Annotated in this window: 11 protein-coding genes; all 11 read left to right on the top strand. The window is 66.5% G+C overall.

Features of this window, described 5'->3' with window-relative positions:
• Positions 1–12 precede the first annotated feature (12 nt).
• The 11 genes from gltB to glnE all read left to right on the top strand — a co-directional run bounded on the left by gltB (position 13) and on the right by glnE (position 19,777).
• Positions 13–4,614, top strand: a complete 4,602-nt coding sequence (gene gltB / locus F4Y45_10865; protein ID MXY25009.1) for a glutamate synthase large subunit — start codon at positions 13–15, stop codon at positions 4,612–4,614.
• A 32-nt stretch (positions 4,615–4,646) separates the two neighbouring features.
• A complete protein-coding gene (locus F4Y45_10870) occupies positions 4,647–6,092 on the top strand; it encodes a glutamate synthase subunit beta (GenBank protein ID MXY25010.1) in 1,446 nt (481 codons plus the stop codon).
• Positions 6,093–6,206: 114 nt separating this feature from the next.
• Positions 6,207–7,754: a GAF domain-containing protein gene (locus tag F4Y45_10875; protein MXY25011.1), complete on the top strand. Its 1,548-nt coding sequence runs from the start codon at positions 6,207–6,209 to the stop codon at positions 7,752–7,754.
• Positions 7,755–8,244: 490 nt separating this feature from the next.
• Positions 8,245–8,583: a P-II family nitrogen regulator gene (locus F4Y45_10880; protein ID MXY25012.1), complete on the top strand. Its 339-nt coding sequence runs from the start codon at positions 8,245–8,247 to the stop codon at positions 8,581–8,583.
• 35 nt (positions 8,584–8,618) lie between these two features.
• Positions 8,619–9,956 (top strand): ammonium transporter, encoded by a 1,338-nt coding sequence (amt, locus tag F4Y45_10885; GenBank protein ID MXY25013.1) that lies wholly within the window; start codon positions 8,619–8,621, stop codon positions 9,954–9,956.
• A 26-nt stretch (positions 9,957–9,982) separates the two neighbouring features.
• Entirely contained in the window at positions 9,983–10,804 is an 822-nt protein-coding gene (locus tag F4Y45_10890) for a hypothetical protein (protein MXY25014.1), read from the top strand.
• A 193-nt stretch (positions 10,805–10,997) separates the two neighbouring features.
• A complete protein-coding gene (locus F4Y45_10895; GenBank protein ID MXY25015.1) occupies positions 10,998–11,867 on the top strand; it encodes a hypothetical protein in 870 nt (289 codons plus the stop codon).
• Between the two features lie 43 nt (positions 11,868–11,910).
• Positions 11,911–14,496 carry an HD domain-containing protein gene (locus F4Y45_10900; GenBank protein ID MXY25016.1) on the top strand — a complete coding sequence of 862 codons (2,586 nt, stop codon included), beginning with the start codon at positions 11,911–11,913 and terminating at the stop codon, positions 14,494–14,496.
• A 38-nt stretch (positions 14,497–14,534) separates the two neighbouring features.
• Complete coding sequence (locus F4Y45_10905) at positions 14,535–14,867, top strand: P-II family nitrogen regulator (protein ID MXY25017.1); 333 nt, start codon at positions 14,535–14,537, stop codon at positions 14,865–14,867.
• A 107-nt stretch (positions 14,868–14,974) separates the two neighbouring features.
• Positions 14,975–16,411, top strand: a complete 1,437-nt coding sequence (gene glnA, locus F4Y45_10910; protein MXY25018.1) for a type I glutamate--ammonia ligase — start codon at positions 14,975–14,977, stop codon at positions 16,409–16,411.
• A 273-nt stretch (positions 16,412–16,684) separates the two neighbouring features.
• Positions 16,685–19,777 (top strand): bifunctional [glutamate--ammonia ligase]-adenylyl-L-tyrosine phosphorylase/[glutamate--ammonia-ligase] adenylyltransferase, encoded by a 3,093-nt coding sequence (gene glnE, locus F4Y45_10915; protein ID MXY25019.1) that lies wholly within the window; start codon positions 16,685–16,687, stop codon positions 19,775–19,777.
• Positions 19,778–19,820: the final 43 nt, after the last annotated feature.

The raw sequence follows: 19,820 nt of genomic DNA on the forward strand, positions 1-19,820 counted from the left end.
AAGGGGACCAGCATGAAGGACAGACACTCCGCTCCCGGTGCCCCTGCCGGCGGACTCCCTGAAGCTCAGGGTCTGTACGACCCGGCGTTCGAGCACGACTCGTGCGGCGTCGGCTTCGTCGTCAACATCAAGGGCCAGCGCTCGCACAAGCTGGTCCAGCAGGCGATCGAGGTGCTGATCAACCTGCTTCACCGCGGCGCGTGCGGCTGCGAGAAGACCACCGGCGACGGCGCCGGCATCCTGCTGCAGCTTCCCCACAAGTTCCTGCGGAAGGCCGCCGCGGAGGCAGGCTTCGACCTGCCCGAGCCGGGCGCCTACGGCGTCGGCATGATCTTTCTGCCGCGCGACGCCGACGAGCGGCGGCGGGTTGAATCGCGCTTCGCCGAGATCGTCGCCGAGGAGGGCCAGCAGCTCCTGGGATGGCGCGACGTCCCGACCGACAGCTCGCACCTCGGCGCCACGGCGCGGAGCGGCGAGCCGGTGATCCGGCAGATCTTCATCGGCCGCAGCGCCGATCTGGACGGCACACCCGACGCCCACCTTCGCTTCGAGCGGAAGCTGTACGTCATCCGGATGCGCATGGCGCACGCCGCCGACACGCTCGAGCTGCGCGAGCGCGCCCTCTACTACGTCGCCAGCCTCTCGTCGAACACGATTGTCTACAAGGGGATGCTGATCTCCGATCAGATCGAGCAGATGTTCCCCGACCTCGTCGATCCCGACGTCGAAACGGCGCTGGCCCTCGTCCACTCCCGTTTCTCGACCAACACCTTCCCGTCGTGGCCGCTGGCCCACCCCTATCGCTACATCGCGCACAACGGCGAGATCAACACGCTGCGCGGCAACATCAACTGGATGCGGGCGCGCGAATCGCTCTGCCGCTCCGAGGCGTTCGGCAACGACGATCTTCAGAAGCTCTTCCCGTTGATCCGGGAGGGTCAAAGCGACACGGCGACATTCGACAACGTACTGGAATTCCTGGCCCTGACCGGACGCCCGCTCGCCCACGCGGTGCTGATGATGATTCCGGAGCCCTGGCGCAACCACGAGTCGATGAGCCCGGAGCGGAAAGCGTTCTACGAGTACCACGCCTCGCTGATGGAACCGTGGGACGGACCGGCGTCGATCGCATTCACGGACGGGACGGTGATCGGCGCGGTCCTCGACCGAAACGGCCTCCGGCCGTCGCGCTACATCGTGACGAAGGACGACCTGGTGGTGATGGCGTCGGAGGTGGGCGTGCTCGACATCCGACCGGAGAACGTCCTGGTCAAGGAACGCCTCCACCCGGGAAAGATCTTTCTGGTCGACACGGCCCAGGGACGCATCGTCGACGACGAGGAAATCAAGACGGAGCTGGCCCGCGAGCATCCGTACGCCGAGTGGCTGGACCGGGAACTGATCCACGTCGACGGCCTGCCGGCGGTTCCCGCCGCACCGCCCGCGCCGCGGTCATCGGTCCGCGACCGGCAGCGGGCGTTCGGCTATACGGAAGAAGACCTCCGGATCCTGATCGCCCCCATGGCCCAGAAAGGCATCGAGCCGACCGGATCCATGGGGACCGACACCGCGCTCGCCGTCCTCTCGGATCGGCCGCGCCTGCTCTACGACTACTTCAAGCAGCTCTTCGCGCAGGTGACGAACCCACCGCTCGACGCCATCCGCGAGGAATTGGTAACGGACATGGGCTCGACCCTCGGCGCCGAAGGCAATCTGCTCGCGCCCGACGCCCGTTCCTGCCACCACGTCAAGGTGGACGCGCCGGTGATCACCAACGGTGATCTGGCGAAGCTGAAGGCGCTGGACGACCCGGCGTTCCGATCGGTCACGCTGCCGATGCTGTTCGACCCGGCGAAGGGCACGGCCGGGCTGGAACGCGCGATGGACGACCTACGCGAAGCCGCCAGCGCCGCCGTGGCGGACGGCGCGACGCTGCTGATCCTGTCGGACCGGGGTGTTGACGCGAATCACGCACCGGTTCCGGCCCTGCTCGCCACCGCCGGCGTCCACCATCACCTCGTGCGCGCGGGCACGCGGACCCGCTGCTCGCTGATCGTCGAGACGGGCGAGGCACGTGAGTGCCACCACATGGCGCTGGTGGTCGGCTACGGCGCGGCGGTCATCAACCCCTTCCTCGTCTTCGAGACGCTCGAGGAGCTCCTGGCCGACGGCGAGGTGGAGGATATCGACCTGGAGCAGGCCATTGCCAACTACATCAAGGCATGCACGAAGGGCGTGCTGAAGGTGATGTCGAAGATGGGGATCTCGGCGCTGCAGAGCTACCGCGGCGCACAGATCTTCGAGGCGGTCGGCCTCGACAAGGGGTTCGTCGACACCTGCTTCACCTGGACCGCATCGCGCGTCGGCGGCATCGGCATCGACACGGTGGCCGAGGAAGTGATCCGCCGCCACGGGCAGGCGTTCGACGGTCGCCGCCGGGAGGATGACGAGCTGGATACGGGGGGCGAGTACCAGTGGCGCCGCGACGGCGAGTACCACCTGTTCAATCCGGAGACCGTCTTCAAGCTGCAGCACGCGACGCGCAGCAACCAGAACCGGATCTACCGCGAGTACGCCACCCTCGTGAACGATCAGAACCGAAAGCGGGCGACGCTGCGGGGCCTCCTCGAGTTGAAGCCGGCCGGCCGGCCGATTCCGATCGACGACGTGGAGCCGGCCGAGGCGATCTTCCGTCGCTTCTCCACCGGCGCGATGTCGTACGGGTCGATCAGCGCCGAGTCGCACGAGACGCTCGCCATCGCGATGAACCGCCTGGGCGCGAAGTCGAACACCGGCGAAGGGGGCGAGGACCCGGCTCGCTACGTCCCCGACGCGAACGGCGACCTTCGGCGAAGCTCGATCAAGCAGGTGGCGTCCGGCCGCTTCGGCGTGACGAGCGAGTACCTGGTGAACGCCGACGACCTGCAGATCAAGATGGCGCAGGGGGCGAAGCCGGGCGAGGGGGGCCAGCTCCCCGGATTCAAGGTGTACCCCTGGATCGCGAAGGTGCGCTACTCGACGCCGGGCGTGGGGCTGATTTCGCCGCCGCCCCACCACGACATCTATTCGATCGAGGATCTGGCCCAACTGATCCACGACCTGAAGAACTCGAATCCGGAGGCGCGCGTCCACGTGAAGCTCGTGGCCGAGGTGGGAGTCGGCACGGTGGCCGCCGGCGTTTCGAAGGCGCATGCCGACGTCGTGCTCATCTCCGGCCACGACGGCGGCACCGGCGCCTCGCCCCTCACCAGCATCAAGCATGCGGGCGTCCCGTGGGAGCTGGGGCTGGCCGAGACGCAGCAGGTGCTGACCCTCAACGACCTGCGCGACCGGATCGTCGTGCAGGTGGACGGCCAGATGAAGACGGGGCGCGACGTCATCATCGCCGCCCTGCTGGGCGCCGAGGAGTATGGCTTCTCCACCGCCCCGCTCGTGGTGTCCGGCTGCATCATGATGCGCGTCTGCCACCTCGACACCTGTCCGGTCGGCATCGCTACCCAGAATCCCGAGCTCAGAAAGCGCTACTCGGGCAAGCCGGAGTTCGTGGAGAACTACTTCCGGTTCGTGGCCCAGGAAGTGCGTGAGCTGATGGCGCACATGGGCTTCCGGACGATGGACGAGATGATCGGCCGCTCCGACCGGCTCGACATGAAGTCGGCGGTCGACCACTGGAAGGCGCGCGGCGTCGATCTCTCCAGCATCCTGCACCAGCCCGACGTCCCCCCCACGGTGGGCCGGTACTGCACGGAGCCGCAGGACCACGGGCTCGACCAGGCGCTCGACAACACGCTGATCGAACGGTGCCGGGAAGCGATCGACCACCGGACGCCGGTAGCGATCGATCTGCCGATCCGGAACGTCAACCGCACCGTCGGCACGATGCTCGGCTACCACATCACGAAGCGCTGGGGAGCGGAGGCGTTGCCGGACGAGACGATCCGCATCCACTTCACCGGCTCCGCCGGCCAGAGCTTCGGAGCGTTCCTGCCGCGCGGGGTGACGATGACGGTGGACGGCGACGCCAACGACTACTGCGGCAAGGGGCTCTCGGGCGGCCACCTCGTGGTCCGGCCCCCGGCCGAGGCGACGTTCACGGCCGAAAAGAACATCATCATCGGCAACGTGGCGCTGTACGGGGCGACCGGCGGCGAAGCCTTCTTCCGGGGAATCGCCGGCGAGCGGTTCTGTGTCCGGAACAGCGGCGCGCATGCGGTGGTCGAGGCGGTGGGAGACCACGGCTGCGAGTACATGACCGGAGGGCGTGTCGTCGTCCTCGGCAGGACGGGGCGGAACTTCGCGGCCGGCATGAGCGGCGGGGTCGCCTGGGTGCTCGACGTCGATGGCCGTTTCGCGACCCGGTGCAACCCGGGAATGGTCGATCTGGAAGCGCTCGCCGACGACGACGTGCCAACCGTGAAGGACCTGCTGGCGCGCCACACCGAGCTGACCGGCAGCCCGGTGGCGCGCCGCCTGCTGGATGACTGGGAGGCGACGCGCGCCCGCTTCGTCAAGGTGATGCCGCGCGACTACAAGCGGGTTCTCGAAGCCGAGGCGCGCGCCCGGGCGGAGGCGCGCGAGCCGGAATTCGCCGAGTTGATCGGGGTGGCGTCGTAGACTCGGCGCGCGAACCAACCGAACGGAAAACGATGGGCAAGCTGAAGGGATTCCTCGAGATCGACCGGCAGGCGGCGCCGAAGCGGCCCAAGGGCGAGCGGGTCAACGACTGGAACGAGGTGTACCTGCCCTACGCGGATGTCGACCTGCGGGCGCAGGGGGCGCGCTGCATGGACTGCGGCATTCCCTTCTGCCACCAGGGCTGCCCGCTCGGCAACCTGATCCCCGACTGGAACGATCTGATCTACCGCGACAAGTGGCGCGAGGCGATCGACCGGCTACACAAGACCAACAACTTCCCCGAGTGGACCGGGCGCCTCTGCCCCGCCCCGTGCGAAGGCTCGTGCGTCCTGGCCATAGACGACGACGCGGTCACCATCAAGTCGATCGAGCTCGCCACGGTCGAGCATGCGTTCGAGCAGGGCTGGATTGCGCCGCAGCCGCCGGCGATCCGGACCGGCAAGACGGTGGCGGTGGTCGGCTCCGGCCCCGCCGGCTTGGCCGCCGCGGATCAACTGAACCGGGCCGGCCACACCGTCACCGTCTTCGAGAAGTCGGACCGGATTGGCGGCCTGCTCCGCTACGGCATTCCGGAGTTCAAGATGGAGAAGCGCTTCCTGACGCGGAGGCTCGACATCATGGAATCCGAGGGAGTGCGATTCCGGACCGGTGTGAATGTCGGCGCGGACGTTTCCGCCGTCGAGCTGCGCGACGGGCACGACGCGATGCTGCTCGCCGGCGGGGCCGGATGGCCGCGCGACCTGAAGGTGCCGGGGCGGGAGCTCAAGGGCATCCACTTCGCCATGGATTACCTGACGCAGCAGAACCGCCGCAACGAAGGCGAGACGATACCGGACGCGGAGGCAATCACCGCGACCGGCAGGCACGTCGTGATCATCGGCGGCGGAGACACCGGGGCGGACTGCCTGGGCACCGCCCACCGTCAGGGCGCCGCCTCCGTCTCGCAGTTCGAGTTGCTCCCGCGGCCGCCGGACGAACGGGCCGCCGACAATCCCTGGCCGACCTGGCCGAACATCTTCCGGGTGTCAGCGGCGCACGAGGAGGGTGGCGACCGCGTCTATTCGGTGTCGACCGAGCGGTTCACCGGAACCGAAGACGGACGCGTCGCCAGGCTGCATGGCCGGCAGGTGGAGATGGTGCGGGCTGACGGCCGGCTGTCGTTCGAACCCGTGCCGGACACCGAGTTCGAGCAGGAAGTCGACCTGGTCCTGCTCGCAATGGGGTTCCTGGGGCCGGAGCGGCCGGGGATGCTCGAGGAACTCGATGTCCGCCTGACCGAACGCGGCAACGTCTGGCGCGACCGGAACTGGATGACCTCCGTGCCGTCCGTCTTCACCGCGGGGGACATGCAGAGGGGCCAGTCGCTCATCGTCTGGGCGATCGCGGAAGGACGGAGCGCGGCACGCGGGATCGACGCCTGGCTGATGGGCGTCTCGAGCCTTCCGGAGCCGGTCTGAAGGACTGGCAAGGAATTTGCATGCGCCTTCGGGCGTATGGCTTCGACGCGCCGCGCGCGCACGACGACACCCCGGCGCAGGACAACAGCCCTGCCCGCCGGACAGCCGGTATTCATGCCAAAGATCAGGCTGAAGTCACTCCCTGAGGAAGTCAGGCCGCTGGCGATGCTGGCGGAGATCAATCAGGCGCTTACCGTGGCGCAGTCGCCCCGCGCCGGGTTGCAACGGGCGCTGGAGATCCTCGACAACGACTACGGCGTCATCCGGAGCGCCGTCGTCCTTTCGGACCCGGATACGGGACGTCTCCGCGTATGGGCGTCGGCGGGCGTACTTGGCGAGGGGCGGCACGCCGAGTGGGAGATGGGTGAAGGAATCACCGGCCGCGTGGTCGCTTCCGGTCAACCCGTCGTGGTGCCGCAGATCAGCCAGGAGCCGGAATTCCTCCATCGGACCGGCCGCCGGCCGAAGGGCGCGCGCTCCGAGATCACCTTCCTGTGCGTGCCGATTCCGGGCGCCACGAACGCGATTGGAGCGCTCAATATCGACTTCCGCTTCGAGGCGAAACGGCACTACGACCGCGATCTGCATGTCTGCCGCGTCGTCGCCAGCATGTTCGGCCAGGCGATCCGTCTGAAGGAGGCGGCCGAAGCGGAGCGGCAGCGCCTGCTGGACGAGAACATCCACCTCAAGGCGGAACTCAAGGAACGGTACGACTTCGCGCAGATCATCGGGACGAGCGGCCCGATGCGGCAGGTGTACGAACAGATTACGCAGGTGGCGGCGACCAATACGACGGTCCTGATCCGGGGCGAGTCCGGCACCGGCAAGGAACTGATCGCCCACGCCATCCACTACAACTCGCCGCGGGCAAAAAGGCCGTTTATCAAGGTGAGCTGCGCCGCATTGCCTGATTCACTCATCGAGGCGGAACTGTTCGGCCATGAGAAGGGCGCGTTCACCGGCGCCGCGGCGCGAAAGAAAGGCCGTTTCGAACTCGCCGAGGGCGGCACCCTGTTCCTGGACGAGATCGGCGACATCAACCTGTCAACACAGATCAAGCTGCTCCGCGTGCTCCAGGAGAAAGAGTTCGAGCGCCTGGGCGGCGTCGAGCCGATCCGTGCGAACGTGCGGCTGATCGCGGCCACCAACGCCGACCTCGAGAAGGCTATCGCCAGCGGCACGTTCCGCGAGGATCTCCACTACCGGCTCGACGTCTTCACGATATTCGTGCCCCCGCTGCGCGAGCGGAAGACCGACATCCAGCTCCTCGCCGACAGCTTCATCGAGAAGTACTCCGTGGAACACCGCAAGGACGTGAAGCGGATCTCCACGCCGGCCATCGACATGCTGATGGCGTACCACTGGCCCGGCAACGTGCGTGAGCTGGAGAACACCATCGAGCGGGCAACCCTGGTTTGCGACGGCAGCGTGATCCACGCACACCATCTGCCTCCCAGCCTCCAGACGGCGGAAGCATCCGGCACGGTCACACGCGTCCCGCTAGGCGATGCGGTGGCCGCCTACGAGAAGGACCTTCTGCAGGACGCCCTCAAGACGACCCGCGGGAACCGCGTGAAGGCGGCCAGGCTGCTCGATTCCACCGAGCGGATCGTCAACTACAAGGTCAAGAAGTACGGGATTGACTGCCGACGTTTTCGGTAGCAAAACTGAGACTACATTTTTGTAGCCTCTGGTCCAGATTCAACACAATTGTGTAGATCTTGCTCCTCTCTCCGCGGTGCCGCCGGATGCCCTCCGGACTCCGGCAGCCCCTGCTGGCACGCAAGAAACAGCCAGATCGCACGTTCTTCGGGGTTCCAGGCGCCTCGGAGACCCGTCCTACACAAGGCAGACGACATAAACCTACATTTATGTATATTCCATGACTAAAATATACATAAATGTATTTCTTCCTTGGGGGCGCCCTGCCGGGGATTCACCGTGCGGCGCGTCGTCGCGGGCGTTTTGACCCCGGCAGCCCACGGCTGATTGGCTCCGGGGCTCCAAAGAACCAGTGCTTGGCGAGAGTTGGCACGGATATTGCTTTAGTGCACTGGCAACGTAGCAGCAACGCAGTCCGGCTGACGCCGGCCTCGACAACGAAACCGGTCAGATCGCCGGTGCAGCACGGACGGTACCTGGGAGAGAGCGCATGAAACTGATCACGGCCATTGTCAAGCCGCACATGCTCGACGACGCGCGGGATGCCCTCGCCAAGGCGGGCATCGCCGGGCTTACGGCCACCGAGGTCAAGGGCTTCGGTCGCCAGAAGGGACACACCGAGGTGTACCGCGGCGTCGAGTACTCGGTCGACTTCGTTCCGAAGATCCGCATCGACCTGGTGGTCGACGATGACCTCGTCGATGCCGCGGTTGACGCGATCACCGGCGCGGCCCGCACCGGTGAAATCGGCGACGGAAAGATTTTTGTCAGCGACGTGGGGCAGGCGATCCGGATCCGCACCGGCGAGACCGGCCCGACGGCACTCTAGGCAACCACCCCACGACCAGGAGCAGGGAACCACTCATGACACACGCAGTTCGTCACTCACTCGCCCGTTTCGGCCGCGTCGCCTTGCCGGCGCTCCTCCTCGTGGCGCTGGCGCCTGCCGCCGCGTTCGCGCAGGACGACGTGACGGCCGAGATGTTCGCCGTCAACAACACCTGGATGCTGGTGGCCACGTTCCTGGTGTTCATCATGCACCTCGGCTTCGCGTGCCTGGAGTCGGGAATGACGCAGGCCAAGAACACGGTCAACATCCTGTTCAAGAACACCGGCGTCATCTCGATCGGGTTGCTCACCTACGCGTTCGTAGGTTTCAACCTGATGTATCCCGGTGACTTTTCGATCGGCCAGTTCTTCGGCTTTGCCGGGTTCGGCATCGACGCCGGCGCCGAAGGCATCACCAGTGCCTATAACCCGGGATACACCTACTGGACCGACTTCATCTTCCAGGCGATGTTCGCCGCCACCGCCGCCACCATCGTCTCCGGCGCCGTGGCGGAACGAATCAAGCTCGGCTCCTTCCTGGTCTTCACGACCATCTATGTCGCAATCATTTATCCGATTGCGGGCTCCTGGAAATGGGGCGGCGGCTGGCTCGATCAGATGGGCTTCTACGATTTCGCCGGATCGACGCTGGTCCACTCCGTGGGCGGCTGGGGCGCGCTGGCCGGTGTAATCGTGCTCGGACCGCGGCTCGGGAAGTATGTCGCCGGCAAGGTGCGGCCCATCGCGGGCCACAGCATGCCCCTTGCCACCATCGGCGTTTTCCTGCTCTGGCTCGGCTGGTTCGGGTTCAACGGCGGTTCGGTGCTGAGCGCCGATCCGGGACTCGTTTCGCTGGTGTTCGTCACCACCGCGCTCGCAGCGGCGGCCGGCGTCGTCGGCGCGATGATCGGCTCGTGGTCGGTCCAGCACAAGCCGGACCTGTCGATGGTGCTGAACGGATCGCTCGCCGGCCTGGTCGGCATCACGGCGGGCGCCGACACGGTCAGCGTCAACGCGGCGATGGTCATCGGCCTGATCGCCGGATTCATCGTCGTCGCTGCGGTCATCCTGATCGACCGGGCGCAACTCGACGATCCGGTGGGCGCGATATCGGTCCACCTCGTCTGCGGCGTCTGGGGGACCCTCGCGGTCGGGATCTTCAGCGTCAACCCGGACCACTCGTTCGTCACGCAGCTTATCGGCGTCCTTGCCTACGGCGCCATCTCCCTGCCGGCAGCCCTGGTGATCTTCTACGCGCTGAAGGCAACCATGGGGCTCCGCGTCAGCGAGAACGAGGAACGGATGGGCCTCGACGTCGGCGAGCACGGAATGGAGGCCTACGGGGGCTTCCAGATTCAGCACCTGCATCAGTAATTCACGCTTCAGGGAGGAACAGACAGATGAGCACTACTCTTCGCAACACAACCATCGCCCTCGCGGTCTTCGCCGCGGCCGGCCTCTTCGCGAGTCCCGCCGCGGCACAGAACGGCGGCAACATCAGCCTGAGCAGCGGCGTCGATGTCGTCAGCGACTACTACTTCCGCGGCATCGTGCAGGAAACGGGCGGCTTCATCGCCCAGCCGACCCTCGAGGGAAGCATGAGCTTCGGAAACGCGTCGATCACGGCCGGCACCTGGAGCAGTCTCCACTCGGTCGGCGACGAGGGTTTCACGGGAGCGCCTCAGAGCTTCTACGAAACCGACTTCTACGCCGGGATCGGAGCGTCCGCCGGAATGGTCGGCTTCGATGTCACTTACACCGCCTACATGAGCCCGCGCGGAAGCTGGGGCACGACCAAGGAGCTGGCCCTCGGGCTGAGCGTGGATGACGGCTACATCAGCCCCTATCTGACGGTCGCGGCGGAGCTCTCGGGCGGCGCCGACGGCTACGACACCGGGAACTACCTGGAGTTCGGCATCGAACCGGCGGCGCCTCTCGCCGACGCGCCCGTCAGCCTGTCCTTCCCGGTCGCCATCGGCATGAGCCTGAGCGACTACTACCAGTACGAGAGCGCGCCGGGCGTCATCTCCGACAGCGGGTTCGGCTTCCTGTCAGCCGGTGCGGCGCTCGGCATCCCGCTCGCCGTCCCGGAGCAGTACGGCTCGTGGGAATTGGGAATCGGCCTGACCGCCCTGGTGCTGGGTGAGGGCGCCCATGCCATCGACGGCGGTGACAGCAGCACGAAGCTGCTGGCGACGTTCGGCCTGAGTCTCGGCTACTAGCAGGCCCTGTAGCACGACTCTGCTGTCCTCCTCTGCAGAGTCCGACCGGGGGACCGAAGGCTTGACCCACCTTCGGTCCCCTTCTTTCTGTTTCCTGCTTGTGGGCCGCTTGGTAAGATACGCTGGTTTGTCGTCATCGCAGCAGCCTGGCTTGTGCAGGGCCCGGACAAATCCCGCGAGGAGGCTATTCGAAATGAACTGGCGAGGGGGCGGTGCAGCCCGAATGTGCGCGACAGTGGTGGTGGCGGGCATTGGAATCGGCGCGCTGGCGCCGCAATCGGCGCTGGCGCAGGGAGGCGACAGCCGCGCCTCCGCCACCATCGGCATGGACTTCAGCCACGCGTACCTCTTCCGTGGCATCAAGCAGGAGACCGGAGGCCTGATTGCCCAGCCCTACGCCGACGCTTCGTTCTCGCTGCTGCAGCGCGACGAAGGATTGACCGGGGTCACGTTCACGATCGGTACCTGGAACAGCCTGCACACCGGCGAGACGGGCGCCGACGGCCCGGCCCTCAACGTGAAGCCGTGGTACGAGTCGGACTTCTTCACCGGCTTCGGGTTCGGATTCGACAACTGGAGCGCCGGCCTCACCTACACGTCGTACCTCAGTCCGAACGACAGCTTCTCCACCGTGCACGAACTGGCGCTGACGCTCGCGATGGACGACAGCGACCTGCTGCGGTTTCCCATGTCGCCTCACGTCGGCCTGGCGATTGAAATGGATGGCCAGGCGGACGGCGGGGCAAGCGAGGGCGTATACGTCGAACTCGGGGTCGAGCCGGCCATGGAAATCCTGGACGGAAGAGTCACGCTCGCGCTGCCCGCCACCCTGGGTCTCAGCCTGACGAACTACTACGAGGATGGCGCCGGCGCCGACGACCGGTTCGGCTTCTTCGACCTCGGCCTCGTGGCCAGCATGCCGCTTTCGGTGCCGGAGGGCTACGGCGCCTGGGAACTGACGGGCGGCGTGCACGCACTGCTGCTCGGCGGCTATCTCGAAACGCTGAACGACGGCAACGAAGTGCAGGTCGTCGGCTCCATCGGCTTCAGCGTCGGCTACTGATGGCGCGCTAACAGGCGACCACCTTGCGTTGATCGACTCCGCGATGCTCCCCACGAACCACGCCGCGCCGATCGACGCCGGCGGAATTGCCCTTGGGCCGACCTGGCGGTCGCAACTCGACGCGGCCCGGGAGGAGTTGAAGGAAAACACCCGGGATGCGCGCGGCGGCATCCGCTGGCTCGGACGCTACACATCACGGATCGACGACATCCTCCGCGGCATCTATCGTGCCGCCGACGCCGTCACCGACACGCCGTGCGCCCTGATTCCCATCGGCGGGTACGGCCGGCGTCACCTCTGCCTCCACTCCGACATCGACTTGCTGATAGTCCTCGATGGTGAGATCGGGGCGACGGAAGAGAAGTTCATCAGCGCGATCCTGCACCCGCTCTGGGACCTCGGGTTTGAAGTAGGCCACCAGATCCGACGCTTCGACGAACTCGCACAGCCCGAGGTGGACAACCCGGAGTACCTGACGGCGCTCATGGAGGCGCGCTTCCTGGAAGGGGACCGCGCCCTGTTCGGGCGGGTGGCCGACACCTGCCTGGCGAACGGCTCGGTCTGGCGCCCGGCCATGCGCAAGGCCCTGGTCGATCTGATCAAGCAGCGTCTGTCGCGATTCAACCACACCGTGTTTCACCTGGAGCCAGACGTCAAGGATTCGCCGGGCGGGCTGCGCGACGCGACCGCGATCCGACTGCTCCAGGGGATGGAGCAAGACCGGCCGTACGACACCTACGTGGATCCCGGACGCCTCGCCGAAGCCGAGGACTTCATGCTGCGGGTCCGCTCCGTCCTGCACATGGAGCGCAAGCGCAACGCCAACGTGCTGGAGCACGGGTTGCAGGAAGCGGTGGCCCAGGCGTTCGGTTCGCCCGGCGAGCAGCCGGGACGGCAGGTCGAGCGGCTGATGAGCACTTACTACCATCACGCCCGGCGCATCAACCGATCCCTGCAGACGCTGCTCAAGGCCGCCACCGCGCCCGAAGACGCCGACACTGCGGTGGAGCCGATCGACGACGACCTCGTGCAGGCATGGGACGGCATCCGCTTCGCCGACGGAACTCGCGCGTCGCTGCAACCACGCATCTGGCTGCGCCCGTTCGAGGAAGCGCTCGCGCGGGACTCGACCGTGTCGGAACAGGTGCTCACCTGCGTCGAACGGCATGGCGAGCGCTACATGCCGGAGGCCTTCTTTCCGACAGACCGGGAGCGCGATCAGTTGCTGGACCTGCTCCGCCCGCGCCCCGGGCTCTATGACCGGCTGGAAGAGATGCACAGCCGCGGCCTGCTGGGCCGGATGTTTCCGGAGTTCCAGAAGATCTACTGCCACGTGACGCGCGACTTCTACCATCGGTACACGGTCGACGAGCACACCCTCCGCGCGATCCGCAACGTGGAGCATCTCTGCACGCCGATGACGCACAGCCGGAAACGGTTCGCCGGGCTGCTCCGGGAACTGGATGAGCCGGAGCTGCTGGTGCTCGCGCTGATGTTCCACGACGTCGGCAAGTGGACGAACCGGAACCACGCCGAAGAAGGCGTCCGGATGGCGAACGACGCGATGCGGCGCCTTCGCCTGCCGGAACGGTCGCGGCAGATGGTCGAGTTCCTGATACGCCACCATCTGCAAATGTCCGTCGTTGCGTTCCGGCGCGACGCCGAGGATCCCGACACGGTGATCGGCTTCACACGGCTCGTCGGAACCGAGGAGCGGCTGAAGCTGCTGACGCTCCTGACCCTGGCCGATGTCGACGCGGTGAGCCCCGGCGTGCTGACCCCGTGGAAGGAAGAAATGCTCTGGCGGCTCTACGTCGAGAGCTACAACCAGTTGACGCTCGGCTATGGCGACGACTCGATCGACCACGACGAAGTCGCGCGGATCGCGCTGAACGTGCAGCGTCCGGACGACATAACGGAGGCGGAGCTCACGTCGTACCTCGAGGGGTTTCCGCAGCGCTACCTCCGGCTCGTGGACGGCCCGGTGGTCTACGACCACCTTCGCCTGGCCAGGGACCTGAAGCCCGGCATCGTAAGACCGATCCTCAAGACGCATGAGACGTCGTGGGAATTGAGCGCCATCGCGCTCGATCAGCCGCGCCTCTTCTCGAACATCTGCGGGGTGCTGTCGTTCTTCGGAATGGACATCATGCGAGGCCACGTGATGAGCAATCAGCATGGCGTGGCGCTCGATATCTTCGAGTTCGAGGACCGCGAGAAGTTCCTCACCCTGAACCCGTCCGCGCGCGACGAGCTGGAGGCCCTGCTCGACGACGTCATCGGCGGACGGGTGGTGATCGATGAGAAGCTGAAGGGCCGTTGGCGGGCCGGCCGGAAGAAGCTGCCGGTCGAGCAGATAACGCCCCACGTGCACTACAACAACCACTACTCGAAGCGCTTTACGGTGGTGGAAATGGTCGCGCCGAACGGATGGGGGCTTCTCTACCGGGTAAGCCGCGCGATCGCGGACAGCGGTTGTTCGATCGATCTGGTGCTGATCAACACCGAGGGAACGAAGGCGCTGGACGTCTTCCACCTGACGGAGCAGGGCGGCAAACTGACCGAGGAGACACAGGAGCGTTTGAAGGCGGACCTGGAGGAAACGCTCGGGGCGGCGGCGAATCACTGAGCGGCGCTCTACCGAGGGCCTTCTGGACGAACGACGGCATGAAACTGATCAAGGCGATTGTGAGACCGAACAAGGTCGACGAAATAAAGGACGCCCTCAACGAGGCGAACCTGTCGGGAATCACCGTGAGCGAGGTGCGGGGACACGGCCGGCAACGGGGTCACTCCTCCATCTACCGTGGCCGGGAGTACGAGATCAGCCTGTTGCCCAAGGTGAAGATCGAAGTGGTCGTCGCGGACGACCAGGTCGAGACGGCGATCGACGCGATCATGGATGTGGCGCGGACCGGCGAGATTGGCGACGGACGGATTTTCGTCCTGCCGGTCGAGCAGAGTTGCGTCATTCGGACGGGAGAGCGCGACGTCGTGTAGGCGTTGCGCCGCAGACGGCGGACAGGGTGTGCGCGCGGATGGTCGAACGTCGCGCGAGGAGGAACACCACGGAGTAGCGACCACCAACATGATGGAGAGGTAGCGGAATGACAGCGAATGACGTGATGGCGAAGATCGAGGGGGAGGGGATCCGCGTTATCGATCTCCGGTTCATCGATCTGCCGGGACTGTGGCAGCACTTCACGGTGTCCGCCAAGGAGTTTGCGGAAGACGTGTTCGAGGAGGGAATCGGCTTCGACGGATCGAGCATCCGCGGGTTCCAGGAGATCCAGGAGAGCGACATGCTGCTCGTCCCGGATGCATCCTCCGCGTTCATGGATCCGTTCTCGGCCGAGCCGACGCTCTGCCTGATCTGCAACGTGAAGGACCCGGTGACCGGCGAGGACTACTCCCGCGACCCGCGCCACATCGCGCAAAAGGCGGAGAACTACCTGAAGTCGACCGGCATCGGCGACACTGCCTACTTCGGGCCGGAGCCGGAGTTCTTCATCTTTGATGACGTCCGGTTCGGGCAGGGCTACAACGAGGGCTACTACCACATCGACGCCGGCGAGGGTTTCTGGAACGCCGGACGTGTGGAGAATCCGGACGGCGCCGGGAACTCCCGGAACCTCGGCTACAAGATCCGCTACAAGCAGGGGTACTTCCCGGTGCCCCCGATGGACAGCCACCAGGACCTGCGGACCGAGATGCTGCTCGCCCTCGAAGCGCTGGGCGTCGACATCGAGGTGCACCACCACGAGGTGGGAACCGCCGGCCAGGCAGAAATCGACATGCGGTTCGACTCGCTCGTCAACATGGGCGACAAGCTGCTGAAGTACAAGTACGCCGTCAAGAACGTCGCGCGGAAGCACGGCAAGACGGTTACGCTGATGCCGAAGCCGGTGTTCCAGGACAACGGCTCCGGCATGCACGTGCACCAGAGCATCTGGAAGAACGGCCGGAACCAGTTCTTCGCGGCCGGCACCTACGGCGACCTGAGCGAGACCGCCGTCCACTACATCGGCGGCATCCTCAAGCATGCGCCGGCGCTGCTCGCGCTGACCAATCCGACGACCAACTCGTACCGGCGCCTGGTGCCCGGCTACGAGGCTCCGATCAACCTCATCTACTCGATGCGGAACCGGAGCGCGGCCGTCCGGATCCCGGTCTACTCGAAGAGCGAGAAGGCGAAGCGGGTCGAGTGCCGGTTCCCGGATCCGACCTGCAACGGCTACCTTGCGTTCAGCGCCATGCTGATGGCGGGCCTCGACGGGGTCCAGAACAAGATCATGCCGCCGGAGCCGATGGACAAGGACCTGTACGACCTGCCGCCGGAGGAGCTGGGCAAGATCGAGAGTACGCCGGGCGACCTGTCGCAGGTGCTCGACGCGCTTGAGGCGGACCACGAGTTCCTGCTGAAGGGAGACGTTTTCACGCCCGACGTCATCGAGAACTGGATCTCCTACAAGCGCGAGAACGAAGTCGACGCGATCCGGTTGCGGCCCCACCCGTGGGAGTTCGCGCTCTACTTCGACATCTAGGAGTTTGCTCCCGCGCGACCCAAGGGCGCGCTGGCGCGAACGACGTCGGCCGCAAGTTCGTCACCACCCGGTAGCCCGAGGCGTCATTGCCGGCGCCTCGGGCTACTGCCTTCCTGGCCCACCGGCCTTCCTGGTGCGCCGGCCTCCCGGGTGCGCCAGCCTCCTTGGTGCGCCGGCCTCCAGGCCGGCAACCATTCGTGCGCCCGCCAGCGCGCCGGCCTCCACGCCGAGGTTTGCACCAGCCCGCCCGCTCCCTGATACTCCCCCTCAGGGATGCCTCCCACCGAGCCGGCAGTCGTCACTCCCCGCGATATCTTCCTCGCGGCGCAGCTCGCGCCTGAACGTGCGGCGGCCTTCCTCGAGACGTGCGGGCTGCGCGACGGGGCCGCGGCGGATGCGCACCTGCAGCAACTGGCCGCCGATCTGCCGAGCCGGCTGGCCCTGGGCGAAATGGCGGAAACGCTCTTCGACGCGTTTGCCACCACACCCGACCCCGACGCCGCCCTGGTCGGGTTCTGCCGCTTCGCGTCGGAACACACGCCGAAGATCACCTTCATCAACAACCTGCGTGCGGACCCACGCATGCTGGAGATCCTGACGCAGATTCTCGGCACGTCCCCGTTCCTGAGCGAGATCCTGATTCGCAACCCCGAGTACCTCCACTGGTTGCACCACGAGCTTGAGCAGCGGCCACCCGACCGGGACGACTACGCGAGCGAGGTCAACCGGCTGCTTAACGAGATGGCGGCCACCGAACACCAGGTGGACGCGCTCAAGCGGTTTCAGCGACGCGAGTTCCTGCGCATCGCGGCGCGCGACCTGTTCGGCATGCTGGACGCCACCACGCTCACGACAACGACCGCGCAACTGTCGAATCTGGCCGACGCGCTGGTGGACGGCATGCTGGGGATTGCGTCGCGGGAGATGGCGGCCCGCAAGGCGGGACCGCTGCCGGGCCGCTTCGCCGTCATCGCCATGGGCAAGCTGGGGGGCGGCGACCTGAACTACAGCTCCGACATCGACCTGATCTACGTCTATGAGCTGCCGGGCGGGGACGACGACCCCGCCGCGCTCGACGCCCACGAGCGGTATCAGAAGCTGGGGCGCCGATTGACCGCTCTGCTGAGCGAGCATACCGCCGAGGGTTACCTCTACCGCGTCGACATGCGCTTGCGTCCTCTCGGCCAGCGGGGCGCCCTGGTCTATTCGCTGCAGCAGTCGGTGCACTACTACGAGACCACGGGAGAGACGTTCGAGCGTTTCGCCCTGCTGAAGGCCCGGCCGATCGCCGGCGACCGGGAGCTCGGCCTCCGGTTCGTCGAGCGGGTGGCGCCGTTCGTTTTCCGGAAATACCTGGACCATGCCGCCATCGAAGAACTGGCTCGCTACAAGAAGCGGGCGGATCGGGCACATGCGAAGCACGGCGATCTGGACGCCAACATCAAGGAAGGCCGCGGCGGCATCCGCGAGGTGGAACTCTTCGCACAGGTTTTTCAGCTGATCTACGGCGGCGAGCATGCATCGCTCCGCACCGGCCACACCCTGACCGCGCTGCGCGAGCTCGGGGCGCTCGGTTTCATCGAGCCGAACGATCAACAGGTTCTTCAGGCCGCGTACATCTTCCTCCGCAACATCGAACACGGGCTGCAGGCGGCCCAGGGCCAGCAAACGCACAGCCTGTCCGGAACCGAGCGCGGCCTGCGCGCGCTGGCCCGGCGGCTCGGCTTCGACGCGATGGAGACGCTGACCCAGGTGCTCGACACGCACCGGGACAGGGTCCATGCGATCTACGCCAACCTGTTCTACGAAGAGACCGAGGCCGAGGCGCTGGCCGGCCGCACGATCTTTCGCCTGCTCGCCGGCGAAATGGAGGACGGCGAGGCACGCCAGCGGCTCAAGCGGGCCGGCTTCGACGATCCGGACAGTGGGCTCGCCGCCCTCCGTGCGCTCGACGCGGCGCCTACCACGGGGCGAGCGTCGGCGCGCAACCTGCTCTCGAATCTCCTGGCGACCATCATGTCGGACGATCCGCCACTGACCGCGCCGAACCGCGTCCTCATCCGCTTCGAGCGCGTCGTCTCGAAAGCCCTCGGCGCGACCGGGCTCTTCCGGACGCTGCTCGAGAACGCCGGTCTACGGCGCCGGTTGATGGCAGGCCTCGACGCCGGCGATCTGTTCGCCGCACGACTGGCCGCGTATCCCGAACTCCTCGATTTCATGGCGTCGGCCGTCCTCGACATCGAGGCCTTCCGGCCAGCCGTCGAAGAGGCGTTCGCCGACGTGCTGGCGGACAACGGCGGCGGCCTGGAGTCACAGTTCGATCCGTTCCGGCGCGTCAAGGCGATGCAGGAGTTCAAGGTGCTCGTCGAGTGGCTCGCTCTGCGCGAGCTCACCCCCCTGAACGAGAAGCTCTCCCTGGTGGCCGACTGCGCCCTGCGGGCCGCGGCGCGCGCGGCGAGCACCGCTCCCGCGGTCACCGCCCGGGCATCCGCCGATGCGTCTGACTTCGACACCGGCTGGGCCGTTCTCGCCCTCGGCAAGCTCGGCAGCTCCGAGTTGACAGTGCACTCCGACCTCGACCTGGTGTTCCTCTACGACGGCGACCCCTCCGACGCGGAGCGATTCCAGCTTCACCAGAAGTTCGTCCGCGCCATCTTCGACCTGCTGTCCAAACGAACCGCGGCCGGCGCGGCCTACGAGATCGACACCCGGCTCCGTCCCGAAGGCAAGATGGGCGCCCTGGCGATTCCGCTGGTCGCCTTCGAGCGCTACCTCCAGGGCCGGGCCGAGATCTGGGAACGGATGGCGTGGACGCGGGCGCGTTTCGCGGGGGGCGACCCGGCGCTAGGCGAAGAGGTCCAGGCAGTCGTCAATCGGTTCGTCTACGGCGAATGGTCGCCGCGCATCCCGGCCTACGCCATGCATGTCCGCGGCCGGATCGAATCCGAGTTGGCCCGGGAGGCGACCGGCGACCGTTTCGACCTGAAGCGGGGCAAGGGAGGCCTGGCCGACATCGACTTCCTGCTGCAGGTGCTCCAGCTCCGCGCGGGTCGGGACGACGAACGTTTTCGGGTCCCGGGCTCGCGCCGCCTCCTCGCGTCGCTGCCCGACAGCGTCTACCTGCCCTCGGACGAAGCCGATGTCCTGCGCGACGCCTACGCCTTCCTTCGGCAACTGGAAACCGTCCTGCGGATTGAATCCGACAGCGGCACCAACGCCATCTCCACGGACCCGGGGGCGCTGGAACCGCTCGCGAGACGCCTGCGCACGTCCGTCTCGGGCAGTCAGTTGCTGGAGCAGTACACGGCTACGACGGACCAGGTGCGGCGGATCTACTCGGACGGGATGGCGCGCCTGTCGGCGTGATCGGTGCGGCCCGTCAGGTGCGCCGGTCTCCAGACCGGCGATC

The organism is Acidobacteriota bacterium (assembly GCA_009838525.1).
In the GTDB taxonomy this organism is placed as follows: Bacteria; Acidobacteriota; Vicinamibacteria; order Vicinamibacterales; family UBA8438; genus VXRJ01.